General features: G+C 73.7%; 27 protein-coding genes and 1 riboswitch. Of the genes, 13 read left to right on the top strand and 14 right to left on the bottom strand.

Translation table 11 applies throughout. From position 1 onward, the window contains the following. Positions 1–9 precede the first annotated feature (9 nt). A complete protein-coding gene (locus tag ACFW2G_RS23205; protein WP_384454408.1) occupies positions 10–735 on the top strand; it encodes a ZIP family metal transporter in 726 nt (241 codons plus the stop codon). 11 nt (positions 736–746) lie between these two features. On the opposite strand, the gene ACFW2G_RS23200 is transcribed toward ACFW2G_RS23205, so the two are convergent. The 7 genes from ACFW2G_RS23200 to ACFW2G_RS23170 form a co-directional block, all read right to left on the bottom strand. Further along, the gene (locus ACFW2G_RS23200) at positions 747–2,198 is read right to left on the bottom strand and encodes a cobyrinate a,c-diamide synthase (protein WP_384582919.1); all 1,452 of its coding nucleotides are present in this window, start codon (positions 2,196–2,198) and stop codon (positions 747–749) included. Then, on the bottom strand, positions 2,192–2,791 hold the full coding sequence (cobO, locus tag ACFW2G_RS23195; protein ID WP_037930179.1) for a cob(I)yrinic acid a,c-diamide adenosyltransferase: 600 nt from the start codon (positions 2,789–2,791) through the stop codon (positions 2,192–2,194). Before cobO ends, ACFW2G_RS23200 begins: the two co-directional genes overlap by 7 nt. Then, positions 2,791–4,923 carry a putative cobaltochelatase gene (locus ACFW2G_RS23190; protein WP_384582916.1) on the bottom strand — a complete coding sequence of 711 codons (2,133 nt, stop codon included), beginning with the start codon at positions 4,921–4,923 and terminating at the stop codon, positions 2,791–2,793. Before ACFW2G_RS23190 ends, cobO begins: the two co-directional genes overlap by 1 nt. 178 nt (positions 4,924–5,101) lie before the next feature. Beyond that, positions 5,102–6,622 carry a cobyric acid synthase gene (locus ACFW2G_RS23185; protein ID WP_384582913.1) on the bottom strand — a complete coding sequence of 507 codons (1,521 nt, stop codon included), beginning with the start codon at positions 6,620–6,622 and terminating at the stop codon, positions 5,102–5,104. Then, positions 6,619–7,575, bottom strand: a complete 957-nt coding sequence (locus ACFW2G_RS23180; protein ID WP_037930188.1) for a cobalamin biosynthesis protein — start codon at positions 7,573–7,575, stop codon at positions 6,619–6,621. The genes ACFW2G_RS23185 and ACFW2G_RS23180 overlap by 4 nt, the downstream gene beginning before the upstream one ends. Positions 7,576–7,633: 58 nt before the next feature. Continuing rightward, positions 7,634–7,720: riboswitch (cobalamin riboswitch) on the bottom strand. A 172-nt stretch (positions 7,721–7,892) separates the two neighbouring features. Next, on the bottom strand, positions 7,893–8,114 hold the full coding sequence (locus ACFW2G_RS23175; RefSeq protein WP_037930191.1) for a hypothetical protein: 222 nt from the start codon (positions 8,112–8,114) through the stop codon (positions 7,893–7,895). Between the two features lie 30 nt (positions 8,115–8,144). After that, positions 8,145–9,413, bottom strand: a complete 1,269-nt coding sequence (locus ACFW2G_RS23170; RefSeq protein WP_037930194.1) for an inorganic phosphate transporter — start codon at positions 9,411–9,413, stop codon at positions 8,145–8,147. Between the two features lie 309 nt (positions 9,414–9,722). Here ACFW2G_RS23170 and ACFW2G_RS23165 point away from each other — a divergent pair, with 309 nt between their 5' ends. After that, on the top strand, positions 9,723–10,853 hold the full coding sequence (locus ACFW2G_RS23165; protein ID WP_384582910.1) for an alpha/beta hydrolase: 1,131 nt from the start codon (positions 9,723–9,725) through the stop codon (positions 10,851–10,853). Between the two features lie 117 nt (positions 10,854–10,970). Then, entirely contained in the window at positions 10,971–12,395 is a 1,425-nt protein-coding gene (locus ACFW2G_RS23160) for a hypothetical protein (protein ID WP_370466570.1), read from the top strand. A 66-nt stretch (positions 12,396–12,461) separates the two neighbouring features. Here the strand turns inward: ACFW2G_RS23160 and ACFW2G_RS23155 are convergent, their stop codons facing one another. Further along, on the bottom strand, positions 12,462–12,857 hold the full coding sequence (locus ACFW2G_RS23155) for a VOC family protein (protein WP_037930279.1): 396 nt from the start codon (positions 12,855–12,857) through the stop codon (positions 12,462–12,464). Between the two features lie 62 nt (positions 12,858–12,919). Further along, a complete protein-coding gene (locus tag ACFW2G_RS23150) occupies positions 12,920–13,810 on the bottom strand; it encodes a neutral zinc metallopeptidase (RefSeq protein WP_384582907.1) in 891 nt (296 codons plus the stop codon). A 230-nt stretch (positions 13,811–14,040) separates the two neighbouring features. Here ACFW2G_RS23150 and ACFW2G_RS23145 point away from each other — a divergent pair, with 230 nt between their 5' ends. The 8 genes from ACFW2G_RS23145 (at position 14,041) to amaP (ending at position 19,478) form a co-directional block, all read left to right on the top strand. Next, entirely contained in the window at positions 14,041–15,639 is a 1,599-nt protein-coding gene (locus ACFW2G_RS23145) for an ABC-F family ATP-binding cassette domain-containing protein (protein ID WP_037930202.1), read from the top strand. Positions 15,640–16,024: 385 nt separating this feature from the next. Further along, positions 16,025–16,246: a helix-turn-helix domain-containing protein gene (locus ACFW2G_RS23140; RefSeq protein ID WP_030010789.1), complete on the top strand. Its 222-nt coding sequence runs from the start codon at positions 16,025–16,027 to the stop codon at positions 16,244–16,246. A 160-nt stretch (positions 16,247–16,406) separates the two neighbouring features. Beyond that, a complete protein-coding gene (locus ACFW2G_RS23135) occupies positions 16,407–17,186 on the top strand; it encodes an enoyl-CoA hydratase/isomerase family protein (RefSeq protein ID WP_384582904.1) in 780 nt (259 codons plus the stop codon). Positions 17,187–17,315: 129 nt separating this feature from the next. Further along, on the top strand, positions 17,316–17,741 hold the full coding sequence (locus ACFW2G_RS23130) for an Asp23/Gls24 family envelope stress response protein (RefSeq protein ID WP_106967711.1): 426 nt from the start codon (positions 17,316–17,318) through the stop codon (positions 17,739–17,741). A 17-nt stretch (positions 17,742–17,758) separates the two neighbouring features. Next, positions 17,759–17,944: a hypothetical protein gene (locus tag ACFW2G_RS23125; protein WP_030662934.1), complete on the top strand. Its 186-nt coding sequence runs from the start codon at positions 17,759–17,761 to the stop codon at positions 17,942–17,944. A gap of 6 nt (positions 17,945–17,950) precedes the next feature. Beyond that, positions 17,951–18,358 carry a hypothetical protein gene (locus tag ACFW2G_RS23120; RefSeq protein WP_384451726.1) on the top strand — a complete coding sequence of 136 codons (408 nt, stop codon included), beginning with the start codon at positions 17,951–17,953 and terminating at the stop codon, positions 18,356–18,358. After that, complete coding sequence (locus ACFW2G_RS23115; RefSeq protein WP_052031358.1) at positions 18,355–18,915, top strand: DUF6286 domain-containing protein; 561 nt, start codon at positions 18,355–18,357, stop codon at positions 18,913–18,915. The genes ACFW2G_RS23120 and ACFW2G_RS23115 overlap by 4 nt, the downstream gene beginning before the upstream one ends. Before the next feature lie 5 nt (positions 18,916–18,920). Further along, positions 18,921–19,478: an alkaline shock response membrane anchor protein AmaP gene (gene amaP / locus ACFW2G_RS23110; RefSeq protein WP_384451721.1), complete on the top strand. Its 558-nt coding sequence runs from the start codon at positions 18,921–18,923 to the stop codon at positions 19,476–19,478. A 46-nt stretch (positions 19,479–19,524) separates the two neighbouring features. On the opposite strand, the gene ACFW2G_RS23105 is transcribed toward amaP, so the two are convergent. The 5 genes from ACFW2G_RS23105 to ACFW2G_RS23085 form a co-directional block, all read right to left on the bottom strand. After that, positions 19,525–20,280, bottom strand: coding sequence for an SDR family oxidoreductase (locus tag ACFW2G_RS23105; RefSeq protein ID WP_384582901.1), 756 nt, complete (start codon positions 20,278–20,280; stop codon positions 19,525–19,527). 10 nt (positions 20,281–20,290) lie between these two features. Next, the gene (locus tag ACFW2G_RS23100) at positions 20,291–21,082 is read right to left on the bottom strand and encodes an SURF1 family protein (RefSeq protein ID WP_037930289.1); all 792 of its coding nucleotides are present in this window, start codon (positions 21,080–21,082) and stop codon (positions 20,291–20,293) included. Positions 21,083–21,162: 80 nt separating this feature from the next. Next, positions 21,163–21,396 carry a hypothetical protein gene (locus ACFW2G_RS23095; RefSeq protein WP_075972011.1) on the bottom strand — a complete coding sequence of 78 codons (234 nt, stop codon included), beginning with the start codon at positions 21,394–21,396 and terminating at the stop codon, positions 21,163–21,165. Between the two features lie 110 nt (positions 21,397–21,506). Continuing rightward, complete coding sequence (locus tag ACFW2G_RS23090; protein ID WP_384582964.1) at positions 21,507–22,484, bottom strand: DEDDh family exonuclease; 978 nt, start codon at positions 22,482–22,484, stop codon at positions 21,507–21,509. A 122-nt stretch (positions 22,485–22,606) separates the two neighbouring features. Next, positions 22,607–23,251: a TetR/AcrR family transcriptional regulator gene (locus tag ACFW2G_RS23085; protein ID WP_037930217.1), complete on the bottom strand. Its 645-nt coding sequence runs from the start codon at positions 23,249–23,251 to the stop codon at positions 22,607–22,609. A 115-nt stretch (positions 23,252–23,366) separates the two neighbouring features. Between ACFW2G_RS23085 and ACFW2G_RS23080 the strand changes: the two genes are divergently transcribed. Both ACFW2G_RS23080 and ACFW2G_RS23075 read left to right on the top strand, forming a co-directional pair. Next, positions 23,367–24,164, top strand: coding sequence for an acetoacetate decarboxylase family protein (locus ACFW2G_RS23080; RefSeq protein ID WP_384582898.1), 798 nt, complete (start codon positions 23,367–23,369; stop codon positions 24,162–24,164). Between the two features lies 1 nt (position 24,165). Continuing rightward, positions 24,166–25,050: an SDR family NAD(P)-dependent oxidoreductase gene (locus ACFW2G_RS23075; protein WP_384451712.1), complete on the top strand. Its 885-nt coding sequence runs from the start codon at positions 24,166–24,168 to the stop codon at positions 25,048–25,050. Positions 25,051–25,054: the final 4 nt, after the last annotated feature.

Below are 25,054 nucleotides of genomic sequence, written 5' to 3'. Positions count from 1 at the left end.
CAGGGGCACATGGCCGTGATCGTGGCGTTGGGCGCGTTCCTGATGACCCTGTTGGGCGGTTGGACGGCGCAGCGCGTCACCGACCGCCGCCACCTCGTGCTGGGCCTGGCCGGCGGACTGATGCTCGGTGTCGTCGGCCTCGACCTGCTCCCCGAAGCCCTGCACGCGGCCGGCCGGGAGGTCTTCGGTGTCCCGCTCGCCCTGCTGCTCTTCGTGGCCGGCTTCCTGGTCGCCCACGTCGTCGAACGCCTGCTGGCCGTGCGCCGGGCCGCGCACGGCGCCGACAACGGCGGGCGCGTCCCGCAGGTGGGGCTCACCGCGGCCGCCGCGATGGTCGGCCACAGCCTCGCCGACGGGGTGGCGCTGGGCGCGGCCTTCCAGGTCGGTGGCGGGATGGGGGTGGCCGTGGCACTCGCCGTGATCACCCACGACTTCGCCGACGGGTTCAACACCTACACCCTCACCAGCCTCTACGGGAACGACCGCCGCAAGGCCCTGATGATGCTCTTCGCGGACGCCGTCGCGCCCGTCGCGGGCGCCGCGTCCACACTGCTGTTCACCCTTCCGGAGGAACCCCTCGGCGCGTACCTCGGGTTCTTCGGAGGCCTCCTGCTGTACCTCGCGGCCGCCGAGATCCTGCCCGAGGCGCACCACAAGCACCCCGCCCTGTCCACGCTGATGTGCACGGTGGGCGGGGTGGCCGGGATCTGGCTCGTGGTGGGCATCGCGGAGTGAGCCGGCAGGGTTCACGGCCGTGCTGCCGCGGCTTCCCGCACGGTCGCGGTCCACGCGGCCGCGGCCCCGGCGAAACGGCGGGCCACGGACGGCTCCGCCGCCCAGTGCGTGTGCAGATAGCTGGCGTGCACACCGCCCCGCACGAAGCCCTCGACGCGGCGCTCCGGGTGCGTCAGCCCCCATGCGGGAGTCTCCCCGGCGCCCGGCTCGACGACCGTCCGGTGGAACTCGTGCCCGCGCAGCCGGGTACCGGCCGCCGCGAGCGAGCTGTCGGACACCGCCACCGCCTCGCGGTAGCCGAGGGTCAGCCGCTCCGACATCCGCGCGTCCGCGTCGAGCACCCCGCACATGGGCTTCCCGTCCAGCGACCGGGCCAGGTACAGCAGCCCGGCGCACTCGGCCGCCACTGGACCGCCGGCCGCGGCGAACGCGGAGACGGCCTCGCGCAGCGCCTGGTTGGCGGACAGCTCGGGCGCGTACACCTCGGGGAAGCCGCCGCCGATCACCAGGCCGCCGGTCCCCTCGGGCAGGGCCTCGTCCCGCAGCGGGTCGAAGGTGACGACCTCCGCGCCCGCCGCCCGCAGGAGCTCCGTGTGCTCGGCGTAGGAGAACGTGAACGCGGGCCCGCCGGCGACGGCGACGACGGGGCGGCGGTGCCGCCCGGCGTCGCTCCTGGGGCCCGGAGCGGTGTCCCCCGGGGCGGACACCGGTGCCGGCTCGGAAGGCCCCGCCGCCGACCACGGGGCGCAGGACAGCGGCGGGGCCGTCCGCGCCAGCGCCATCAGCGCGTCCAGGTCGCAGCCCGCTCGGACCTGCTCGGCGAGTGCGGCCACGGCGGCCAGCGCCTCGGCGCGCCGCTCGGCCACCGGCACCAACCCCAGGTGGCGCGAGGGCGTGGCCACCTGAGGAGCCCGCCGCAGGACGCCGAGCACCGGCATGCCCGCCTCCTCCAGGGCCTCCCGCAGCATCACCTCGTGGCGGTCGGAGCCGACCTTGTTGAGGATCACCCCGCCGAGGCGCACCTGCGGGTCGAAGGACGCGAAGCCGTGCACCAGCGCCGCCACCGACCGCGACTGCGAGGAGGCGTCGACCACCAGCACCACCGGCGCCCGCAGCAGCTTCGCCACCTGCGCCGTCGACGCCAGCTCGCCCCGGCCCGCGGCCCCGTCGTAGAGCCCCATCACGCCCTCGACCACGGCCAGGTCGCACCCGGCCGCCCCGTGCGCGAACAGCGGAGCGACCAGTTCCGGCCCGCACATGAAGGCGTCGAGGTTGCGTCCCGGCCGCCCGGTGGCCAGCGCGTGGTACCCGGGGTCGATGTAGTCGGGCCCGGCCTTGTGCGGGGACACGGCGAGGCCGCGCTCCGCGAAGGCCGCCATCAGGCCCGTGGCCACGGTGGTCTTGCCGCTGCCGGACGACGGCGCGGCGACGACCAGCCGGGGGATGTCGGACGGGATCACCACTCGATGCCCTTCTGGCCCTTCTGGCCGGCGTCCATCGGGTGCTTGACCTTCGTCATTTCGGTGACGAGGTCCGCGAACTCCACCAGCTTCTCCGGCGCGTTGCGGCCCGTGATCACCACGTGCTGGGCGCCGGGGCGGTTCCGCAGCACCTCGATGACCTCGTCGACGTCGATCCAGCCCCAGTGCATCGGGTACGCGAACTCGTCGAGCACGTACAGCTTGTGCGTCTCGGCGGCCAGATCCCGCTTGACCTGCTCCCAGCCCTCCTTGGCCGCCTGCTCGTTGTCGAGCTGCGCGTCCCGCTGCACCCAGGACCAGCCCTCGCCCATCTTGTGCCAGACGACGGTGCCGCCCTCGCCGGAGGCGCCGAGGACCTTCAGCGCGTTCTCCTCGCCGACCTTCCACTTCGCCGACTTCACGAACTGGAACACCCCGATCGGCCAGCCCTGGTTCCAGGCGCGCAGCGCCAGCCCGAAGGCCGCCGTGGACTTGCCCTTGCCGGGGCCGGTGTGGACGAAGACGAGCGGGCGGTTGCGGCGCTGGCGGGTGGTGAGCCCGTCGTCGGGAACGACGGACGGCTGTCCCTGCGGCATTACGCGGCCCTCCTGGTGGTGTTGGGGGAAGCGGGAGTTGTCACTGCGGTACGTACGTCCTTCACGAGCCCGGCCAACGAGTCGGCCCGCAGCCCGTCGAGGGTGACGGCCGGCCCGCCGAGTTCGGCGGCCAGCGCCCCGGCCAGTCCCAGCCGGACCGGCCCCGACTCGCAGTCCACGACGACGGAGGCGACCCCGTCGGCGGCCAGCAGGCGGGCACTGCGCGCCGTCAGCTCGCGCGGGTCGCCGCCGGCGGAACCGGCCGAGGTGGCCCGCCCGTCGGTGACCACGACCAGCAGCGGCCTGCGGCTGGGATCCCGCAGCCGCTCGATCCGCAGCACCTCGTGGGCCTTCAGCAGTCCGGGCCCCAGCGGGGTCCGGCCGCCGGTGGGCAGCTTCTCCAGCCGGGCGGCGGCCGCGTCCACCGAGGAGGTGGGCGGCAGCGCCAACTCCGCGGCGGCGCCGCGGAAGGTGACCAGGCCGACCTTGTCCCGGCGCTGGTAGGCGTCGAGCAGCAGCGACAGCACGGCGCCCTTGACCGCGCTCATCCGCTGCCGGGCGGCCATGGAACCGGAGGCGTCGACCACGAAGAGGACGAGGTTGCCCTCGCGGCCCTCGCGGGTGGCCTGCCGCAGGTCGTCCTTGCGGATCAGCAGGCCGCGCCCGGAACGGCCGCGCGCCTTCTGGTGCGGGGCGGCCGCGTGCACGGTGGCCGCCAGGTGCAGCTTCGTAAGCTGCCCGCGTGGGCGCTGGGCGCCGGTGGTCCGACCGTGGGCGGTTCGGGCGCGCGAACGCCGCCCGGCGGCGCCTTCCCCGAGCCCCGGGACGCTCAGCATCCTGGTCCGGAACGGCTCGGCAGCGCGTACGGCGGCCTGCTCGGGCCCGCCGGTCTCCCCGGCGGGAGGCTGCGGGGCGGCCTCCGGTGGAGCCGCGGGGGCCTCGGCGGGCTGCTGCGCCGGGGGCTGGGCGTCCTGGGGACCGCCGCCCTGCGGGGGAACTCCGCCACCGTCGGGGCCGCCGCCGTCGTCCGGGCCCTGCGGGTTCTCTGGGCCGCCGTCCGGGCCGGGTTCCGGGTCCGGATCCGGCTCCGGCTCCGGATCCGGGTCGTCCTGGGGGTCCTCGTCGGGGAACTGGTCGAGGATCTCGTCCAGCCTGTCCTCGTCCAGGCCCGGTGCGTCGAAGGGGTTGCGGCGCCGCCGGTGGGGGAGGGCGAGCAGGGCGGCCTGCCGTACGTCCTCCTTGAGTACGGCCGTCCGCCCGGCCCAGGCCGCCAGTGCGGTCGCGGTCCTCGCCATCACGATGTCGGCCCGCATGCCGTCGACCTCGAAGCCGGCGCAGGTCGCGGCGATCTGCAGGAGCGCGTTGTCCCCCAGGCGGACCTGCGGCAGCAGTGCCCGCGCGGCGGTGACCCGGGCGCGGACCTGCTCCTCGTCCCCCGACCAGCGGGCGGCGAAGCCCGCGGGATCGTCCTCGTAGGCGAGCCGTCGGCGGACGACCTCCACCCGCTGGGCGGGCTCGCGGGAGGCGGCGACCTCCACGGTCAGTCCGAAGCGGTCGAGGAGCTGCGGCCGCAGCTCGCCCTCCTCCGGGTTCATGGTGCCGACGAGCAGGAACCGGGCCGCGTGCCGGACGGAGACACCCTCGCGCTCCACGTACGAGGCGCCCATCGCGGCGGCGTCCAGCAGCAGGTCGATCAGGTGGTCGTGGAGGAGGTTGACCTCGTCCACGTACAGGATCCCGCGGTGGGCGTCGGCGAGCAGGCCGGGCTCGAAGGCCTTCACGCCCTCGGCGAGGGCCCGCTCGATGTCGAGGGCGCCGACGAGTCGGTCCTCGGAGGCGCCGACGGGCAGCTCCACCATGCGGGCCGGGCGGGCGCCGCCGGGGCCGGTGCCGTGCGGGCCGTCGGGGCAGTCCGGGTCGGGTGCGACGGGCGCGCACGAGAACCGGCAGCCGGGCACGACGTCCACGGCCGGCAGCAGTGCCGACAGCGCGCGCACGGCGGTGGACTTGGCGGTCCCCTTTTCGCCTCGTACGAGCACACCGCCGACCGCCGGGCTCACGGCGTTCAGCAGGAGCGCCAGCCGCAGGTCGGTCTGGCCGACGACCGCGGTGAACGGGTAGGGCGTGCTCATGCGATGCCTTTCTCTGGGCGGATGTGTGTCTGCGTGCAGGTGCCGGCGCGGAGGTGCGGGGCGGCCGCGGGCCGTGGGCGGGCCGCAGCCGTGCGGGACCGTCCCCCGTAGGTCCTCCGTCCCTGCACCGGGGCTCCGTTGCGAACTCCGCTCCTCGGCAGCCGCGGGGCCCCGCCGGTCACGGGGCGCCCGGCGGGAGGAAGGGGAGGCCCGCCGGCGCGCCCGCTTCGATCAGGTCCAGCAGTGCACGGGTGTCGGCGTGCTCCTCGATCAGGTCGCCCAACAGGTCGAGCTGTTCCTCGCGCAGCGCGGCGAAGGAGGTGTCCGGGGCCGGTACGAACCGCCGTCCGGCGGCCGCCGCCACCTCGCGCAGGAACGCCCGGCGGAAGCCGTCCGACTCCAGCGAGCCGTGCCAGTGCGTGCCCCACACCGCCCCCACCCGGCATCCGTCCAGGAACGCTTCCCCACCCAGGACCTCGGCCACCCCGTGGTGGATCTCGTACCCGTCCACCGGCTCGCCGAGCGCGGTTCCGGTGGGCCGGGCCAGGGTCTTCTCGCGCTCGAAGCGGACGCGCACCGGAAGCAGCCCGAGGCCCTCCACCGAGCCGGCCTTCGACTCCACGTCGTCCTCGATGCGCTCGCCCAGGGCCTGGAAACCGCCGCAGATGCCCAGCACCGGGCGGCCCTCGGCGGCCCGCCGGACCAGCGCGTCCGCCAGTCCGCGTTCACGCAGCCACGCCAAAGCCTTCACCGTGCCCCGGGTGCCCGGGACGACGACCAGGTCGGCGTCGGCCAGTTCCTCGGCGCGGTCCACGAAGCGCACCACGACCCCCGGCTCGGCGGCGAGCGCGTCGACGTCCGTGAAGTTCGACATCAGCGGCACCGCGCACACGGCGACCCGCAGCACGTCCTCGCCCACGGGCGGTGCCACCACGGACTCGCGGACCGCGCCCCGCAGCGAGACGCGCAGGCCGTCCTCCTCGTCGATGCCCAGCCCGTGCCGGAAGGGCAGCACACCGTAGGTCGCCCGGCCGGTCAGCCCGCGGAGCATCTCCATGCCCGGCTCCAGCAGCGACACATCGCCGCGGAACTTGTTGACCAGGTATCCGGCGATCAACGTCTGGTCCTCGGGGGAGAGCAGCGCCGTCGTCCCGAAGAAGGACGCGAAGACCCCGCCGCGGTCGATGTCGCCGACCACGACCACCGGGAAGCGCGCGGCCCGCGCGATGCCCATGTTCACGATGTCGGTCCGGCGCAGGTTGATCTCCGCCGGGCTGCCGGCCCCCTCGCAGATCACGGCGTCATACGTGCCCCGAAGCTGCTCCAGACAGTCCGTGACGATGCCGAGCAGCTGCTCCTGCCGCCCGCCGTGGTAGCCGCGGGCGCTCATCTCGCCCACCGGCTTCCCCAGCAGCACCACCTGGCTGCTGCGGTCGCTGCCGGGCTTGAGGAGCACCGGGTTCATCAGCGCGGTCGGCTCCACCCGGGCCGCCTGGGCCTGCATCGCCTGGGCGCGCCCGATCTCGGCGCCCTCCCGGGTGACGAAGGAGTTCAGCGACATGTTCTGCGCCTTGAAGGGCGCCACCTTCACGCCCTGCCGGGCCAGCCAGCGGCAGATGCCTGCCGTGACCACGCTCTTGCCCGCGTCGGACGTCGTACCGGCGACCAGCAGTCCGCCGCCGCGCTGCGCGCCGCTCATGCGCGTCCCCCTCGTACTCGTGCCGCCAGCGTCCGGGCGGCCACGCAGGCGCCCAGGGCCAGCCACGTCACCTGTCGCGACAGCCGTACCGCCCGTTCGATGTCCGCGACCTCCACCGGGCGCCCGGCCCCGCCGTTCAGGACGGCCCGGTGCTCGACCCGGCCGCCGTAGGCCAGGGTCCCGCCCAGTCTGACGCCGAGCGCCCCGGCGAAGGAGGCCTCGACGGGACCGGCGTTCGGGCTCGGGTGCGCGGCGGCGTCCGCGCGCCAGGCGCGCACGGCTCCGCGCCGGTCGGGGCCGGCCACCACGGCGGCCAGGGCGGTCAGCCGGGCGCCGGGCCAGCCGGCGAGGTCGTCGAGGCGGGCGGAGGCCCAGCCGTAGCGCAGGTGGCGGGGGGACTTGTGGCCGACCATCGCGTCCAGCGTGTTGACGGCGCGGAACGCCAGCAGTCCGGGGACTCCGGCGGCGGCGCCCCACACCAGGGCCCCGACCACGGCGTCGGAGGTGTTCTCGGCCACGGACTCCACCACGGCCCGGGCCAGCTGCTGCCCGTCCAGGGCCTGCGGGTCGCGGCCGCACAGGTGGGGCAGGCGCTCACGGGCCACTTCGATGTCCCCGGCGGCGAGCGCGCCCCCGATGGCACGGGCCTCACGGCCCAGCGAGGTGCCGCCCACGACGGCCCAGGTGGCGGCGGCGGTCAGGGCGATACGGGCGGCCGCGGGCCGGGAGCGCACGACGCGGGCGCCCAGCGCGCCGACGGCGGCCGCGCCCCCGGCGCACAGCAGGGTGTGCAGGACGCCCCGGCCGCGGTCGTCACGCCACAGGGAGCGCTCGACTGCGGCGGCGGCTCGTCCGAAGGCGGCCACGGGGTGCCCTCGGCGGGGATCACCGAGGATCCGGTCGCCGATCAGGCCCGCCGTGGCGCCGTACGCGAAGACGCGATCGGCACGCATGGTGGCAGGTATGTCCTCACTCAGGGTCCGCGCCCTGGTTCGACGTGTCCGGCGGCGAGAGTTCCTGGCTCCCGGGGCGCACGCGCGGCGTGCGCTCTCCGGTGACAGTGGCGGGACCGCGCCGGATTCGCACCGGACTTCCTCTCCATGCCGCCGTATTGGCTCGGGCAGTCCACCACGCACCCGGAAGGCCCGTCAACTCGCCGTTGACCTGCGGTGCGGCAGGGCGGGGAGCGGGGAAAGCCGGATTGGGGAAAGCCCCCTCCGGGACGAACCCGGAGGGGGCTTTCACGTCTGGCTCGCGCTGGCGCGGGGGATCAGACGACGATCAGGTAGATCCCGTACGTCACGGCCGCCGCGACGAGCGCGAAGCACAGGTACGCGCCGCTGCGGGCCAGGGTGGCGGTGCCGCCCTGTTCGGTGGCGGCCTCGTGCTTGGACAGGCCCACCAGGCCCAGGGTGAAGAGGGCCACGAGGGCGACGGTGGCGAAGAGGCTGACCCCGAAGACGGAGCCGAGCGCTTCCCAGTCGATCTTCATACTGCCGATTCCTCTGTGTCTCTGTCTCGGTCAGACCGTGGCGGCCGGAGCTGCCGGGGTCTGCGTCGTGGCCGGGATGGTGGCCTTGAGGTCGTCGTCCGCGACCGCGGCGGTGGTGCCGGCCGCGGCGACGGTGGGCGGGACGGTGACGGCGGCGATCGCCGTGGTGACGACGCCCGGCTCTTCTGCGTCCGCCTGCTCGACCTCGTTGACGTTGTGGTGGTCGACGACCTGGCGGCGCGAGATGAGCCAGATGGCCAGGCAGGAGCCGACCAGGAAGACGGTGACGGCGGCGACGCCGACGTCACCGGCGCGCATGACGAGCTCGGCACCGGCGGAGACCAGCGCGGCGGCCGGCAGGGTCAGGCCCCAGGCGACGAACATGCGGGTCGCGGTGGACCAGCGGACCACGCCGCCCTTGCGTCCCAGGCCCGCACCCATGACCGCACCGGAGCACGAGTGGGTGGTGGAGAGCGAGAAGCCCAGGTTCGAGGAGGCCAGGATGACGGATGCGGCCGAGGTCTGGGCGGCGAAGCCCTGCTGCGGCTGCAGGTCGGTCAGGCCCTTGCCCATGGTGCGGATGATGCGCCAGCCGCCCAGGTAGGTGCCGAGAGCGATGGCCAGGCCGGCGGAGACGATGACCCAGACCGGCGGGTTCGCGTCGGGCGTGAGTGCGCCGCCGGCGATGAGGGCCAGCGTGATGATGCCCATCGTCTTCTGCGCGTCGTTGGTGCCGTGCGCGAGGGAGACCAGACCGGCGGAGGCGATCTGACCGGCGCGGTACCCCTTGGCGGAGGTCTTCTCGCCGACCTTGTCGCCCAGCTTGTAGGTGAGCTTGGCGGCCAGGTACGCGGCGACGCCGGCGACCAGCGGCGCGGCGATCGCGGGGATGAGGACCTTGGTCACGACGACCCCGCCGTTGACCGCGCCCATGCCGGCGGAGGCGACCGCGGCACCGATCAGGCCGCCCATCAGGGCGTGGGAGGAACTGGACGGGAGTCCGACCAGCCAGGTGACGAGGTTCCAGAGGATCGCGCCGACCAGCGCGGCGAAGATCACCTCTGGCTGGATGCCTTCCTCGTTGACGAGGCCCTTGGAGATCGTCTTGGCGACCTCCACGGACATGAACGCGCCGACGAGGTTGAGCACGGCGGACATGGCCACCGCGGTCTTGGGCTTGAGGGCGCCGGTCGAGATGGTGGTGGCCATCGCGTTGGCCGTGTCGTGAAAACCGTTCGTGAAGTCGAACACGAGAGCGGTGATGATCACGATCCCGAGGAGAAGCGTTATGTGCTCCATTTACCCAGGCTTCTGTTTGGCGTCAGTGGCTCGGCGAACGTAGGCAACCTGGATGAACGGAAGGTGAACTGACTCCGGCGGAGCGGTGTACGGGCACAGGGCGCGATCGAGACATTCGTCCTGATTGTTGCGCTGATTTCAGCATTAATGCACGTCAAAGCCGGGTGAACGAACCCCTCCGCATGTCCCCGACGGCGCCCGCGGCCACCCCGGCCGCCCCCGGAATGAGACCCGGATCACTCTCCCCGCGTAGACCCGGAAGGTGTGCCTCCGGTGGCTCGCCGGACTCTGCGCGACCACACTGGAACGGTGCGTACCGTGACAGCGACGGCAGCGGCCGTCACGACGACCCTCCTCGGGGCGGGCGCGGCCGCCGTGGCGGCCGGCCGGTACGCCGCCGATGCCGCCCTGCGCCCCCGGCCCGGCGTACCGCTCCCCGGCGGACCGCGGCTGAGCGTCCATTCCGCAGGCGACGGCAGGATCGCACTGACCCGCTCGCTGGCCTCCCTGCGCCCCGGCGTGTACGGCCTGGCCGCGCCCGGTGTGCACGCCGTCGTCGGCCCCGTGCTCCCGGACGCGGCCCACGACCCGGACACCGTCGTGCGCCGGCTCCTCTCCGTCACCCACGGCAGCCTGGACCCCGGCACCAGGGTCACCCTCACCCCCCAGGTGCACATCGGCGATCCGCGCACCGCACTCGGGCTCGACCACGCCGACGTGGACGTCCCCGGCGAGCTCGGCGCGCTGCCCGCCTGGTTCGTGCCGGCCGCCCGGGACACCTGGGTGATCACCGTGCACGGACTCGGCGCGGGCCGCGAGCACCCGATGGTCGTCATGCCCTTCCTGCACCGCCACCGGCTGCCCGTCCTGGACCTCGGCTACCGCGGCGACCTCGGCGCCCCCGAACCCCCCGACGGCCTCGGCCACCTCGGCGAGTCCGAGTGGCGGGACCTGGACGCTGCCATCCGCTACGCCCTGCGCTACGGCGCCCGCCGCGTGGTCCTGCACGGCTGGTCCACCGGCGCCACCATGGCCCTGCACGCCGTCGAGCGGTCGGCGCTCGCCGACCGGATCGCCGGACTCGTGCTGGACTCGCCCGTGCTCGACTGGCACACCACCCTGCGCGCGCTCGCCGCGGCGCGCCGCACCCCGGCTGCGCTGCTGCCGCTGGCGGTGCGGGCCGCCGAGGGCCGCGCGGGGCTGCGTGCCGACCGCCTCCCACCGGGCTCCGACCCCGCAGCGCTGAAGGTCCCCGTACTGATCTTCCACGGCCCGGACGACACGCTCGCCCCCTGGGACCCCTCCCGAAGGCTCGCCGCCGCCCGCCCCGACCTGATCACCCTGCACACGGTGCGCGAGGCCGGGCACGGCGCGATGTGGAACGCCGATCCGGCCGGCTACGAGGAAGCCCTGCGCCGCTTCCTCACTCCTCTGATGTGAAGGCCGTGTGACGGGCCGGGCCCTGCGGGCGGCTTGTCCCGGTCTGCACCCGGGGTAGTTGGTGGAAGGAGCCGCTTCCGTTTGGGCTTTCGGCCAGTGACGGGCGAGACTGCTTCCGTGACGTCCCGAAAGCCTGATGAGCAGTTGGCTCGCGACTCCAGACTCCGACTCGTCTCCCCGCGCTCCGTCGCCGCGGCACGCAAGGCGGTGACCGACCGTCGCACCCGCCCGGCCGCGCGCCCCCCGGCGGGTACCCCGGCCACCGCCGACCTCGCGAACCGGGCCCGGGCCTCACTCGCGGACGCCGTGCGCCTGACCCGCTGGGCGGAACGCAACCTCGGCGCGGTGGACGGCGGCCGGCCCGCCCCCACGGGAGCCCTGGCCGCCGCCGACGTCGAACGCGCCGCCGACGAGCTGGGCCTGACGCACGGCCAGATCCGGGTCGGCTGGGACCGCGCCCGCCTCGCCGGCCTGGTCGAGGTGCACGGCGGCCACGCCCGGCCCGGCTGGCGGCTGCGCGCCTGGGACCGCGACGACACCGCGGTGCTGCGCGGCTGGGTCGCGCTCTTCGACGCCTGGTCGCTCGTCCACCCGGCCCCCGCCGACATCGCCCCCGCGGCCGTCGCCGAGGTCGTCGAGGCCATGCCCCAACTGCTCTCCCTGCTCCAGCTGTCCGCCGGCCCGGTGACCGTCCCCGACCTGCTCGACCTGCTCGGACAGCGCGTCACCGAACTGCGCGACGAGCGCTGCGAGATCCCCTACGAGGCCGAGCCCGCGACGGCACTGACCTCCGCGGCCGGCTCCGCCGAAGCACGCCCCGTCCCGCTCGCCCGGCTGCTGCGCTGGGCGCTCGGCGGGCTCGCCGCCGTGGACGCCGTCACCCTCGGACCCGCCCGGGCCGCCCTCACCCCGCTCGGCAGCTGGGCCGTCTGGGTCAAACTGGAACAGATCTGCGTCGCGGCGCAGAGCCCGGCCGGGAACATCGAGCAGTCCGCCGCAGCCATGCTGCACGGCTGTGCGCGGCTCACTCCCGGACCGGCCCGCGCCGAATACCGGGCCTGGCTCGCCGCCCGCCCCGTCGGCCACGCCGTCGCCGAACTCCTCCAGGCCGCCCGCGGCGAGGACGCCCTGCTGCGCGGCCTGGCCTTCGAGGCGCTGCGCGTGGTCGGCGCCCCGGCGGAGCCCGAGGTGCGCGCCACCGTGCGCGAGCCCGCGCTGCGCCCGTACGCGCTGCTCTGGCTCGCCGAGCACGACGGCATCGACCCCGACGAGGCGCAGGACGTGCTCACCGCGGAGGAGTCGACCTGGCTCTGGGTCGACACCGCCGCAGCCATCGCCGACCACGGTGAGGCCGAGCTGCTGGCCCGCCACCTGGACTCGGCCGTCCGCACCACCGTCCCCCGGCTGCTGGACGAGGTCCGCGCGGTCGGCCACCCGCGCACGGTGCAGGTCCTGGTCGCGCTGGCCGCCGCCCATCCGGACCCGGCCCTGGCCAAGGCGGTCCGCCGGGCCGCCTTCCAGGTCCACACCGGCGGCGCCTGACTCCCGCGCTACGCGCGTACGCGCCGTGGGCCCGACCGGACCCGCGGCGCGTACCTCCCGCGGCCCTCAGGCCTGCGGCGCGTACGTACCGAAGCTCCAGATGTTGCCCTCGCCGTCCCGCGCCATGTAGTCGCGGGAGCCGTAGTCCTGGTCGGTGGGTCCCATCACGATCTCCACGCCGTGCTCGACCGCCCGCCGGTGGTGGGCGTCCACGTCGTCGACCACGACGTAGACCCCCGAGGGGCCGGCGCCCTCCATGGCCTTGTCGAAGGCCCCGCCGGTGCCCTTGCTGCCCAGCATCACCACACCGTTGCCGTAGGACAGCTCCGCGTGCACCACCGCGCCGTCGTCCCCTTCGTACACGGCGACCTGGCTGAAGCCGAAGGCCTCCGTCAGCAGCTTGATCGCCGCCTTGGCGTCGCGGTAGACCAGCGTGGGACAGATGGACGGAACGCCTGCCATGACGATCACTCCCTCTCGTGACGGTGACCCGCGTCACACAGCATGGCAGGCGCCGCCGACGGTCAGCGGAAGGTGTTGCACTGGGTCATGTCGCCGGTCCGGAAGCCCTGGTAGAACCACTGCTGGCGCTGTTCGGACGAGCCGTGCGTCCAGGACTCCGGCGTCACCCGGCCCTGGAACATCTCCTGGATCCGGTCGTCGCCGACCGCGGCCGCCGCGTCCAGCCCGTCCCTGATGTCCCGGTCGGTCAGCGTGGTGATCAGGGGCCGCCCCGTGGACTCGTCCGGAGTCCGCGTCGCGTGGTGCGCCCACACGCCCGCGTAGCAGTCCGCCTGCAGTTCGACCCTGACCGCGTTGCTGTCCGCGCCCTGCCGCCCGTCCTGGGCCCGCTGGAGCGTGCCGGTCAGGTTCTGGATGTGGTGCCCGTACTCGTGGGCCACCACGTACGCCTGCGCGAAGGGGCCGCCGCTCGCGCCGAACTTCGTCCGCAGCTCCTCGAAGAAGCCCAGGTCCAAATAGACCTGCCGGTCCGCAGGACAGTAGAACGGGCCCACGGCCGAGGTCGCTGCCCCGCACGCGGTGCTCACCGTGCCGGTGAAGAAGACCGTCGACGCCGGGGCGTACCGGCCGTTGCGGCGCGTGAACTCCTGCCGCCAGAAGTCCTGGGTGCTGTTGACCACCGCCACGAGCCGGCAGTCCTCGCGCGCGTTCGCGTCCCGCCCCGTCCGGCACGCCTGCTGCACCTGGCTGACGGAGGACGCGGCCGGAGCGGGCTCCTCGTCCCCGGAGGACAGCCCCAGCTGCTCCGGTCCGACACCGAAGAGCAGGGCGACGACGAGCGCGACGAGGCCGACGAGCCCGCCGCCGATGGTGGCCCTCCCGCCCGGGACGCGACGTCCACGCAGATCCTTGACCTCGGACGTGTCCAGATCGGCGTCGTCGTCGAACTGCATCCCGCACCGTCCTCCATCCGTGAGGCGGGCGCGGCCGCGCGGCCGCCCCTGCGGCGAGTATCGACCCGTTCACCCCGGCCTGCGCCCCGGCTCGCCCGGCCGCCGCCCCGGAAACCAGTTGCACACCCCCGGTAGAATGCCTCTCATGGCAAATCTCCTCGCGGATTAGCGGCGTCGAAGCCTCGCGTCCTGCCCCCTTCCGCCGTCCCGACCCGCCCTGGAGTATTTCCGTGATCACCGCCACCGGCATCGAGCTGCGCGCCGGCGCCCGCGTCCTCATCGAGTCCGCCTCTTTCCGCATCGCCAAGGGCGACCGCATCGGCCTGGTGGGCCGCAACGGAGCCGGCAAGACCACCCTCACCAAGTGCCTCGCGGGAGAGGGCCAGCCCGCCGGCGGCACCATCACCCGTTCGGGCGAGGTGGGCTACCTCCCGCAGGACCCTCGGACCGGTGACCTCGACGTGCTGGCGCGCGACCGGATCCTGTCCGCCCGCGGTCTCGACGTCCTCATCAAGAAGATGCGGATGAACGAGGAGCGCATCGCCACCGGATCCGGCGCCACCCGCGAGAAGGCGCTCAAGCAGTACGAGCGCCAGGAGACCGAGTTCCTCACCAAGGGCGGCTACGCCGCCGAGTCCGAGGCCGCGACCATCTCGGCCGCCCTCAGCCTGCCGGACCGGGTCCTCGGCCAGCCCCTGCACACCCTCTCCGGCGGTCAGCGCCGACGCGTCGAGCTCGCCCGCATCCTCTTCTCGGACGCCGACACCCTGCTCCTCGACGAGCCGACCAACCACCTCGACGCCGACTCGATCGTCTGGCTGCGCGACTACCTGAAGAACTACCGCGGCGGCTTCGTCGTGATCTCCCACGACGTCGACCTCGTCGAGACCGTCGTGAACAAGGTGTTCTACCTCGACGCCAACCGGTCCGCGATCGATGTCTACAACATGGGCTGGAAGCTCTACCAGCAGCAGCGCGAGGCCGACGAGAAGCGCCGCAAGCGCGAGCGCCAGAACGCCGAGAAGAAGGCCGCGGCCCTGAACTCCCAGGCCGACAAGATGCGCGCCAAGGCCACCAAGACGGTCGCCGCGCAGAACATGGCCAAGCGGGCCGAGCGGCTGCTGTCCGGCCTGGAGGCCGTCCGCGTCTCCGACAAGGTCGCCAAGCTGCGCTTCCCGGACCCGGCGCCCTGCGGCAAGACCCCGCTGACCGCCGAGGGCCTGTCGAAGTCCTACGGTTCCCTGGAGATCTTCACCGACGTCGACCTGGCCATCGACAAGGGCTCCCGCGTGGTCATCCTCGGCCTCAACGGAGCCGGCAAGACCACCCTGCTGCGCCTGCTCGCGGGCGCCGAGCAGCCCGACACCGGCCAGGTCACGCCCGGCCACGGCCTCAAGCTCGGCTACTACGCCCAGGAGCACGAGACGCTGGACCCGGACCGCACGGTCCTGGAGAACATGCGCTCCTCCGCGCCCGACCTGGACCTGGTCGACGTGCGCAAGACACTCGGCTCCTTCCTGTTCTCCGGGGACGACGTCGACAAGCCCGCGGGCGTGCTCTCCGGCGGCGAGAAGACCCGTCTGGCCCTGGCCACGCTGGTCGTCTCCTCGGCGAACGTACTGCTGCTCGACGAGCCCACGAACAACCTCGACCCGGCCAGCCGCGAGGAGATCCTGGGCGCGCTGCGCACGTACAAGGGCGCGGTCATCCTCGTCACGCACGACGAGGGCGCCGTGGAGGCGCTGGAGCCGGAGCGCATCATCCTGCTCCCGGACGGTGTCGAGGACCTGTGGGGACCGGACTACCGGGACCTGGTGGCCCTCGCCTGACCCCCGCCCCGGACGTGCCGGGAGGCGCCGGGACGCCCTCCCGGCTCTGATCCAGTTCCTTATGGATCATTCGGCTCAGGGGTGATCCATCATCTGAGTGAGACGGTCTCGTACCGTTGCGCGTCGTACGACGGCCCCGGCCGCGCCCTCGCGGGGGTGTGACCGGGGTCTTCGCGCTTCCGCGCTCCGGCCCCTGACCTGGTGATTCCCGGGTCGGCGGGCGAAGTGTGACGGAAGTCATGCAACGGAAGAGTCGATTCCGGTCTGCTCGGGTGTCCACCGCGCGGGAAATGCCGCCGTACCGACCTTGCTGAATGGGTGGCCAGGAAGCCGGGGAGGGGTGATCATGAGAAGTCCAGAGCGCACTTCCCATGAGGAGGCACGGGTGGCCGAGACTCTGAAGAAGGGCAGCCGGGTTACCGGCGCCGCGCGCGACAAGCTCGCGGCAGACCTGAAGAAGAAGTACGACTCCGGTGCGAGTATCCGGGCGCTGGCCGAAGAGACCGGCCGGTCCTACGGATTCGTGCACCGGATGCTCAGTGAGTCCGGGGTCTCGCTGCGTGGCCGCGGTGGCGCGACACGTGGCAAGAAGGCTGCTACGGCCTGACCCCGGTCCATCGGATCCAGACGCTCCAACGGCTTCAAGGCTCACACATGAACCGACGTCCCCTTCGGTGACCCCCCGGTCGGCCCTCCGGTCGACTGGGTGGTTACTGTGCAGTCACTTAGGCCGGGCTTGCGGCCGACTGCACACCGGAGGCATACGGATGGCTCTGCTCGACAAGGACGGCGTACGACTCACCGTCGACGACACGGTCGCCACGGTGACACTGACCAATCCGGCCAAGCGAAACGCCCAATCCCCCGCGCTCTGGCGGGCTTTGGCCGAGGCGGGCAGGTCGTTGCCGGGTACTGTCCGGGTCGTCGTGCTGCGCGGCGAGGGCAAGTCCTTCTCCGCCGGGCTCGACCGGCAGGCGTTCACCCCCGAAGGCTTCGAGGGCGAGCCGTCCTTCCTCGACCTGGCGCGCGGTTCCGAGGAACTGCTCGACGCCACGATCTCCGAGTACCAGGAGGCGTTCACCTGGTGGAGGCGTAACGACATCATCTCCGTCGCCGCCGTGCAGGGGCACGCGATCGGCGCCGGCTTCCAGCTCGCGCTCGCGTGTGATCTGCGCGTGGTTGCCGACGACGTGCAGTTCGCCATGCGCGAGACGAGCCTGGGCCTGGTGCCCGACCTGGCCGGCACCCAGCCGCTGGCCTCCCTGGTCGGCTACGCCCGCGCGCTGGAGATCTGCGCGACGGGCCGCTTCGTGCACGCCGAAGAGGCGGAGCGCGTCGGCCTCGCCAACCTGGTGGTCCCGGCGGGCGAGCTCGACGCCGCCGTCCGCGACCTGAGCGCCGCCCTGCTGGCCCCGCCCCGGGACGCCATGATCGAGACCAAGACCCTGCTGCGCGGGGCGCTGGCCCGCCCGTACGACGAGCAGCGCGCCGCCGAGCGCGCCGCCCAGGCGCGTCGCCTGCGGGACCTGGCGGGCCTCTCGGACTGACCCGTCGCGCGCCGCCCCCGGACCGGAAACCGCCCCGGGACGACGCCGACCGGCGTAGTCCCGGGGCGCCCGGGCGCCCGGGCGCCTACCGTGGAGCGGAGTGAGTCCGTACACGTGAAGGGACACGCGATGACCGAAAACGCATCAGGGGGCTCCCACAAGGCTCCCGGCGACCGGGGGCGCACGACCATCGCGGACGGGGTGGTCGAGAAGATCGCCGGACTGGCCGCCCGTGAAGTGGTCGGCGTGCACGCCCTGGGCAGCGGCCTCTCCCGCACCTTCGGCGCCGTCCGGGACCGGGTTCCCGGTGGCGGGAAGGCAGCGGTCAGCCGCGGGGTCAAGGCCGAGGTCGGCGAGGTCCAGACCGCCCTCGACCTGGAGATCGTCGTCGACTACGGCGTGTCGATCCGTGACGTGGCCCGGGCGGTCCGTGAGAACGTCGTCTCCGCGGTCGAGCGGATGACGGGCCTGGAGGTCGTCGAGGTCAACATCGCCGTGAGCGACGTCAAACTGCCCGACGAGCCCGACGAGGAGCCGGAGCCCCGACTCCAGTAGCCGAGAGGAGCCCGTACATGAGTATGGCGGTCGCCGGCATGTTGGCCGGCATGGCCCTGGGGTTCGCCGGCTATTTCGGTGGATTCGGCGCCTTCCTGCTGGTGGCGGCCCTCGGAGCCGTGGGCTTCGTCGCCGGCCGCTTCCTCGACGGGGACCTGGATCCCGGGGACCTGTTCCGCCGCCGCGACGACCGGCGCAGGTGAGGCGCGATGGACACCCCGCCGCAGGACGCGCCGCCGGGCCCCGCCGCGCCGCGGAGCACCGCACGGGCCACCCCGCACGCGGTGGCCGCCGCCGACCGCGGGGCCACCCGGATCGCCGACCGGGTCGTTGCCAAGATCGCCGCACAGGCCGCCCGGGAAGCGGTCGCCGCCGGCTCCGGCGCGCCCCCGCAGGCCACCGTCACCGTGCACCACGACATCGCCCGGGTCCGGATCAGCCTGGAGCTCGACTACCCCGGTGACCTCGCCGCCCAGTGCGCGGCCGTGCGCAGCCGGGTCACCCGCCGTGTCGAGGAGTGTGCGCAGATGTCCGTACCCGAGGTCGACATCGACATCGAGCGCCTGCACTCGGCGCACACCCGAACCGCCGCCGGGCGGGACCGGCGGCTGCGGTGACGGCCACCCGGTTCAGATCCGCCCGCCGCATCCCCGCCGCACTCGTCGCCCTGCTCGTGCTCGCGGTGGCGGGCCTCTTCCTGTACGACCTGGCCGCCGTACGGGCCGACCGGCCCGCCATGGCCTGGCGCCGCGAGCTCGCCCACCAGCTGGAGGTCCACACCCCGGCGGACCTCCCCGTACAGCTGGCCGGCGGGGCGCTGGCCCTGGTCGGGGCGGTACTCCTGCTGTTGGCCGTCACTCCCGGGGTCCGCAGGATCCTGCCCATGCTGGGCCCCGACCCGAGCGGGGACGCGGTAGCGGGCGCGGGCCCGCCCCTGCGCGCCGGCATCGGCCGGCGGGACGCGGCCCAGGTCCTGCGGGACCGGGCCATGGAAGTGCCGGGCGTGCGGTCGGCGCGGGTCCGGGTGGGCCGCTCCCGCGTCCGGGTGCGGGCCAGGTCGCACTTCCGCGAGCTGGACGAGGTACGGGCCGACCTCGACGCGGTACTGGCCGTCGGGATCGAAGAGCTGGGCCTGGTGCACCCGCCGCGGCGGCGCGTACGGGTCAGGAGGTGAGCGGGGTGCTCGGTACGGTGAACCGGATCCTGCTGGCGGTGGCCGGAGCCGTCCTGCTGGCGGCCGGGATCGTGCTGCTGACGGGGGTGCGCCCGCTGCGGGGCCGTACGGCGCCGCTGCTGAGCGCCGAGGACCGGCACCGGTACCTGCACGCCGAGGGCTGGGCCTGGTGGGTGCTGTGCGCGGTCCTCGCCCTGTGCCTGGTGCTGGCACTGTGGTGGCTGCTGTCGCAGCTGCGGCGATCGAGGCTGCGGGAGGTCGCCGTGGACACCGGGGACGGCGCCTTCGCCGTGCTGCGCGGGCGCGCCCTGTCCGACGCCGTCGCCGCGGAGGCCCGCGCCCTGGACGGGGTCGCCGGCTGCCGGGTCGTCCTGCGCGGGCGGCGCGGGGCGCCCGCCCTGCGGGTGGCGGTCGAGCTGGAGCCCCACGCGGTCCCCGCGGACGCCCTGGCGGGGCTGGCCGGACCGGTCCTCACCCACGCCCGGACCTCGGCGGGCCTGGCGGAACTGCCGGCGGAGGCCCGCTTCCGGGTGACGTCGCACCGGGCCCGGCGCGTCAGCTGAGGGTGCGCCGGGCCGCTGTGCGACGGGCGGGGGTGGCGACGTGCGGTCAGAAGCCGTGCCGGGAGCCGCCGTCGACCGGGAGCATCACGCCCGTCAGGTACGAGGCGGCCGGCGACAGCAGGAACGCGGCCGTGCGGCCGAATTCCTGCGGGGAGCCGTAGCGGCGCAGCGGGATACGGGACTCGTTGCCCGCGCGGGCGGCGGCGGCGTCGCCCGACAGCGCGTCGAGCTCCCGCACCCGGTCGGTGTCGATGCGGGCCGGCAGGAGGCCGACGACGCGGATGCCGCGCGGACCGAGCTCCACCGAGAGGGACTTGGCGAAGCCGGCCAGACCGGGGCGCAGGCCGTTGGAGATGGTCAGGCCGGGAATCGGCTCGTGGACCGAGCCCGACAGGACGAAGCCGATGACCCCGCCCTCGCCCAGCACCGCGGCGGACGCCCGGGCGAGGCGCACCGCACCGAGGAAGACCGATTCGAAGGCGTCCGACCACTGCTCGTCGGTGCTGTCGACGGCGAAGCCCGGCACGGGCCCGCCGACGCTGATGAGGATGCCGTCGAAACGGCCGAAGCGCTCGCGCGCGGTGGCGATGAGCCGCCCGGCCGCCGCCGGATCCGCGTTGTCCGCGGCCGCTCCCACGGCATTGGGGCCGAGTTCCGCGGCGGCTTCGGCCGTCCGCTTCTCGTCGCGACCCGTCACGAGGACCTTCGCGCCGTCGGCGACCAGTTCCCGGGCGGAGGCGAAGCCGAGGCCGCGCGTGGCCCCGGTGACGATGTAGACACGGTCTTTCAGTCCAAGATCCATGCCCGACACGCTACGCCGTCGCGGGCTCCTGTTCGGCGGCTTCGGCCCGGGCCGCGGCCTCCTCGCGATCGCGCCTCTCGCGCCGTACGAGGACCAGCCAGCCCACCGGTACCGCGGAGGCGAACAGCCACCACTGGACCGCGTAGGCCATGTGCGCGCCGATCGAGTCGTGGTCGGGGTCGGCGACGGTCTCGGGGCCGCCCTCCGCCGGAGCCGGATCGGTCAGCTCCAGGTACCCGCCGAGCACGGGCCGGCCCAGGGACTCGGCCTGCTGCTCGCTGTTGATGAGCATCACCTGCCGGTCGGGCAGGCCCTTGCGGTCCTTGATGCCGCTGCCGCCGCTCGTCTCGTCGGCCTTCAGCCGGCCGGTGACCGTGACCTCGCCCGCGGGCGCGGCCGGCACCGGTGGGTAGGCGCGCGGGTCGTCCCCGCCCGCCACCCAGCCGCGGTTGACCAGCACCACCCGGCCGTCGGCGAGGACGAGCGGGGTCAGGACGTGGAAGCCGACCCTGTCGTCGTTCGAGGTCCGCATCCGTACGACCACCTCGTGCGCGGAGTCGTACGTGCCAGTGGCGGTGACCGCGCGCCAGAAGTCGGCGCGGGGAACCTTGTGTCCGGGGGAGGTGACCTCCGCCACCGGGACCGGCTCCGCCCGCAGGTTCGCCTCGATCAGTTGGTTCTGTGCGACCCGGTGCACATGGCGGTGGTACTGCCAGAACCCGAGCTTGATCATCACGGGGATGAGGACGAGGGCGATGAGGGTGAGGCACACCCACTGCCGGGTCAGCACAAAGCGGTACACGCCCACGACGGTACCCCGGCGGACGGTGACCCCGGCGGCCGGGTGGCCTTCCGGGGTCGCGGCAGGAGGCGGAGCGGCGCTCAGACGTGGTCGACGATGCCCACCTTCCCTTCCGCACGGGCGCAGTGCCCTCCGCAGAACCACTGGCCCTCGACCTCGACGCCCTGTCCGATGATCTGGACCCGGCAGTGCTCGCAGATGGGCGCCATGCGGTGGATGGCGCAGGAGAAGCAGTCGAAGACGTGCACGGCGCCCTGCGCGTGCACCTCGAAGGACATGCCGTAATCGTTTCCGCAGACCTCACAACGTGCCATGCGCCGCATGGTGCGCACGGCGCAGCGGTGGAACAAGATCCACCCTGGTGAGTCGCTGCGCGGACACCCGGCCGGCCCAACAGGCCTCGGCCGGTCCGCTCACCGCCCGGTCATTCCCCGGCCGGGGCCACGTCCCGCAGCAGCTGCGTGAAGGCGGCCTCGTCGACCACCGGGGTGCCGAACGACTTCGCCTTGACCGTCTTCGAGGTCGCCGAGTCGGGGTCGTTCGTCACCAGGAGGCTGGTGAGCCGCGACACGCTCGTCGCGACGTGCAGGCCCGCCTCGACCGTCCGGTCCTCCAGCAGCTCCCGCTCCACCGAGGTGTCACCGGAGAAGGCGATCCGCATGCCCTGCTTCAGCGGCTTGCCGTCCTCGAACCGCCCCGGGTTGGGGTGCGGGCACGGCGGCCGCCTGCGCGAGGGCCGCCAGCTGCTTCCCCGGTAGGACGCCTGGTGGCCCACGCGGGGGGTGGCGGCCGAGTCCGACCACTCGGTCAGCGGCCGGCACTCCAGCAGGGGCAGCCGTACGCCGCCCCGCGCCGCGGCGTGCAGCGACGGACGGAAGGCCTCCGCCAGCACCCGGGCGTCGTCGAGGGCGTGGTGCGCGCGCTGCTGGACCACGCCGAAGTGCGCGGCGAGCGACTCCAGCTTGTGGTTGGGCAGCGGGAGGTCCAGCTCCTTCGACAGGGCGATGGTGCACAACCGCTGACGGACCGGCGCGGCAGCCTCGGCGCGTGCGTACTCCCGGGCGATCATCTGCCAGTCGAAGATGGCGTTGTGCGCCACCAGCACCCGGTCCGCGAGCCGGTCGGTGAGCTCCTCGGCGACATCCCGGAAGAGCGGCGCCCCGTCGAGCACGTCGCTCGTCAGACCGTGGATCCACACCGGCCCCGGGTCCCGCTGCGGGTTGACCAAGGTGTACCAGTGGTCCTCCACGTTGCCCTGGGCGTCGAGCCGGTAGACGGCCGCGGAGACTATCCGGTCGTCGCGAGCGAGCCCGGTGGTCTCCACGTCGACGACCGCGTACCCCTGTGGGTAGGCGGTCGGCCACGTCGTCTCTGCGGTCGTACGGTCGTCGAGCATGGTCACAGAGGATATCGGCACGGACCGACACCGCAGCCCCACCCTGGGTCAGCCCAGGGCCGAGACCAGGTCCGCGGCGGCCAGCTGTTCGAGCCCGCAGCCGTCAACGGGTCCCGGCGCAAACCGGCTCACGGACCGCTCCTGCGGTCCTGCGGCGGCGCCATCAGCAGGGCGGTCACCAGGGCCCGCACGGACAGCAGGAAGAGCCGCTCCGGATCCGCGGGCCGGGCCAGCGCGCGGGCCAGGGCGGGGTCGTGGGAGGCCGTGGCCGGGTCCCAGAGCTCGCTCTCGGCCGGGGACTGGGCGGGGGCGCGTTCACGGTTGCGCTCCACGAGCAGGAACCCGACGATCTGGAACTGCACGGCGCGCACCGCGTCGGCCGCCCGGGCGCCGTGCAGGCCCGCGGCGTGCACCTCGCGGACGAGGGCCTGCTGGGCGGGCAGGAACATCCGCTCCGTGAGGCCGCGTTCGTGGACCATCGCGATGAGGTGCGGGCGCTCGCGCAGTTCGCGGCGCAGGATCCGGGCCACCGAGACCATCCGCTCGGCCGGGGTGCGGCCGGCCGGGAGGATTGCGCCCATCTCCTGAACCGTCCGCTCCACGAGGGCGTCGAGCAGCGATTCGCGGTTGCCGACGTGCCAGTAGATCGACGTCACGGCGGTGCCCAGCTCGGCAGCGAGTCCCCGCATCGTGAGGGCGGCCGGACCGCGTCGTCGAACCAGGGACGCGGCGGCGTCGAGCACCTCGTCACGGGTCAGCGAGGATCTTGCCATGGCAGCCGTCCCCCGATCTGTTGCCGCGTCAGTTCTGGTGTGCGCACGGGTCTTTACCCTTCATCGGCAGCGGTGTAACTGTGTTACAGAACCGAACCGAGAGGTGGTGCGAGAGATGGCACGCGTACGGTACGGAGCGCGCACCGAGGTCGAGATCGCCGCGTCGCGCGAGAAGAGTTCCCGGCTCCCCGACATCTGGTCCACCGGCGTGGTGGCCGTCTGGGAGACCGATCCCGACGTGGTCGCCGCGGTCCTGCCGCCGCCGCTCAAGCCGACCGGACAGGCCCTGGTGCGGGCGAACATCAGCAAGGTCGACCTGCCCGGCTACCCGCTCGGCGCCGGCTCGGTGGCCGTCGCCGCCCGGCACGACGGCGTGGAGGGCTGGTACCCCCTGGTCATGCCGATGACCCACGAGCGCGCCCTGACCGGCGGCCGCGAGGTCTTCGGCGAACCGAAGAAGCTGGGCGAGGTCACCGTCGAGCGGGACGGCCTCGTCGTACGCGCGGCCCTCGCCCGGCACGGGATCGCCTTCGTCGAGGTGCGCGGCGCCGTGGACCGCCCGCTCCCACTGCCCGAGCCCACCCGGAAGACCGACTTCTACTTCAAGTTCCTTCCTTCCGTGGACGGTTCGGGCTTCGACGGGGACCCGGTCCTGGTGCACTGCGTGCGCAACGAGAAGGTCCGCAGGCTGGAGCACGTCACCGGTGACGTCGTCCTGCGCGAGTCGATGTTCGATCCGGTCGCCGACCTCCCGGTCCGCCGGATCGTGGAGATCACCATCGGCGAGAAGACCACCGACCAAAGGGGCCGGGTCGTCGAGCGGGTCAGTGCCCGGTCCCTGCTCCCGTACATCCACCAGCGCTACGACGACCCCCTCCAGCTCCTCGACGGCCCGCCGGAAGGGAGCCTGTGAGATGCGGCTCGAACCGGGACAGACGGCCGTCGTCACCGGCGCGGCGAGCGGCATCGGCCTCGCCATGGCCCGCCGCTTCGCCGCCGAGGGGCTGCAGGTGGTCCTCGCCGACGTCGAGGAGGGCGCCCTGCGCAAGGCCGCCGGCGAACTCACCGCGGACGGTGCGCAGGTGCTCGCCCGGGCCGTCGACGTCGGCGACCGCGAGTCCGTGCTCGCCCTTGCCGACGCGGCCTACGACGCCTACGGCGCCGTCCACGTCCTGTGCAATAACGCGGGCGTCGGCTCCGGCGCGGAGGGCCGGATGTGGGAACACGAGCCCAACGACTGGAAGTGGGCCTTCTCCGTCAACGTGTGGGGCGTCTTCCACGGCATCCAGGCCTTCGTCCCCCGCATGATCGCCGGCGGCGCCCCCGGCCACGTCGTCAACACCTCCTCCGGTGACGGCGGCATCGCCCCGCTGCCCACCGCCTCCGTGTACGCCGTCACCAAGGCCGCCGTGGTCACCATGACCGAGTCCCTCTACGCGCACCTCAAGGCGGAAGGCGCGTCGGTCGGCGCCTCCGTGCTCTTCCCCGGCCCGCACATGCTGCGCACCGGACTGTGGGAGTCCCACCGCAACCGGCCCGAGCGGTACGCCAAGCAGCGCCCGCGCCGGACCCCGTACCGCAGCCTCGACCAGTACGAGGCCGCGATGAAGCAGGCCGGCCGCGAGGTGGACTTCACCCCGGTCGAGGAGGTCGCGGAGCACGTCGTCGACGGCATCCGAGCCGGCCGCTTCTGGATGCTGCCGCCGAGCGAGCACAGCGACCGGCAGATCCGCGCCCGGTCACAGTCGATGCTCGACCGCGCCGACCCCGCCTACCTGGAGAGCTTCATCCTCGACTGAGGAG

The sequence above is a fragment of the Streptomyces sp. NPDC058880 genome, assembly GCF_042742535.1.
Lineage (GTDB): Bacteria > Actinomycetota > Actinomycetes > Streptomycetales > Streptomycetaceae > Streptomyces.
The sequence above is the reverse complement of the archived record's forward strand: the minus strand, read 5'-3'. Positions and strand labels throughout refer to the sequence as shown.

What these genes read in the sequence shown, in the direction of transcription:
- ACFW2G_RS23205 (WP_384454408.1), top strand. Translation starts at nt 10, where the DNA reads ATGGCCGTGATCGTGGCGTTGGGCGCGTTCCTGATGACCCTGTTGGGC.
- cobO (WP_037930179.1), bottom strand. Translation starts at nt 2,791, where the DNA reads ATGCCGCAGGGACAGCCGTCCGTCGTTCCCGACGACGGGCTCACCACC.
- ACFW2G_RS23190 (WP_384582916.1), bottom strand. Translation starts at nt 4,923, where the DNA reads ATGAGCACGCCCTACCCGTTCACCGCGGTCGTCGGCCAGACCGACCTG.
- ACFW2G_RS23185 (WP_384582913.1), bottom strand. Translation starts at nt 6,622, where the DNA reads ATGAGCGGCGCGCAGCGCGGCGGCGGACTGCTGGTCGCCGGTACGACG.
- ACFW2G_RS23180 (WP_037930188.1), bottom strand. Translation starts at nt 7,575, where the DNA reads ATGCGTGCCGATCGCGTCTTCGCGTACGGCGCCACGGCGGGCCTGATC.
- ACFW2G_RS23175 (WP_037930191.1), bottom strand. Translation starts at nt 8,114, where the DNA reads ATGAAGATCGACTGGGAAGCGCTCGGCTCCGTCTTCGGGGTCAGCCTC.
- ACFW2G_RS23170 (WP_037930194.1), bottom strand. Translation starts at nt 9,413, where the DNA reads ATGGAGCACATAACGCTTCTCCTCGGGATCGTGATCATCACCGCTCTC.
- ACFW2G_RS23155 (WP_037930279.1), bottom strand. Translation starts at nt 12,857, where the DNA reads ATGGCAGGCGTTCCGTCCATCTGTCCCACGCTGGTCTACCGCGACGCC.
- ACFW2G_RS23150 (WP_384582907.1), bottom strand. Translation starts at nt 13,810, where the DNA reads ATGCAGTTCGACGACGACGCCGATCTGGACACGTCCGAGGTCAAGGAT.
- ACFW2G_RS23135 (WP_384582904.1), top strand. Translation starts at nt 16,407, where the DNA reads ATGGCTCTGCTCGACAAGGACGGCGTACGACTCACCGTCGACGACACG.
- ACFW2G_RS23130 (WP_106967711.1), top strand. Translation starts at nt 17,316, where the DNA reads ATGACCGAAAACGCATCAGGGGGCTCCCACAAGGCTCCCGGCGACCGG.
- ACFW2G_RS23125 (WP_030662934.1), top strand. Translation starts at nt 17,759, where the DNA reads ATGAGTATGGCGGTCGCCGGCATGTTGGCCGGCATGGCCCTGGGGTTC.
- ACFW2G_RS23120 (WP_384451726.1), top strand. Translation starts at nt 17,951, where the DNA reads ATGGACACCCCGCCGCAGGACGCGCCGCCGGGCCCCGCCGCGCCGCGG.
- ACFW2G_RS23105 (WP_384582901.1), bottom strand. Translation starts at nt 20,280, where the DNA reads ATGGATCTTGGACTGAAAGACCGTGTCTACATCGTCACCGGGGCCACG.
- ACFW2G_RS23095 (WP_075972011.1), bottom strand. Translation starts at nt 21,396, where the DNA reads ATGGCACGTTGTGAGGTCTGCGGAAACGATTACGGCATGTCCTTCGAG.
- ACFW2G_RS23085 (WP_037930217.1), bottom strand. Translation starts at nt 23,251, where the DNA reads ATGGCAAGATCCTCGCTGACCCGTGACGAGGTGCTCGACGCCGCCGCG.
- ACFW2G_RS23080 (WP_384582898.1), top strand. Translation starts at nt 23,367, where the DNA reads ATGGCACGCGTACGGTACGGAGCGCGCACCGAGGTCGAGATCGCCGCG.
- ACFW2G_RS23075 (WP_384451712.1), top strand. Translation starts at nt 24,166, where the DNA reads ATGCGGCTCGAACCGGGACAGACGGCCGTCGTCACCGGCGCGGCGAGC.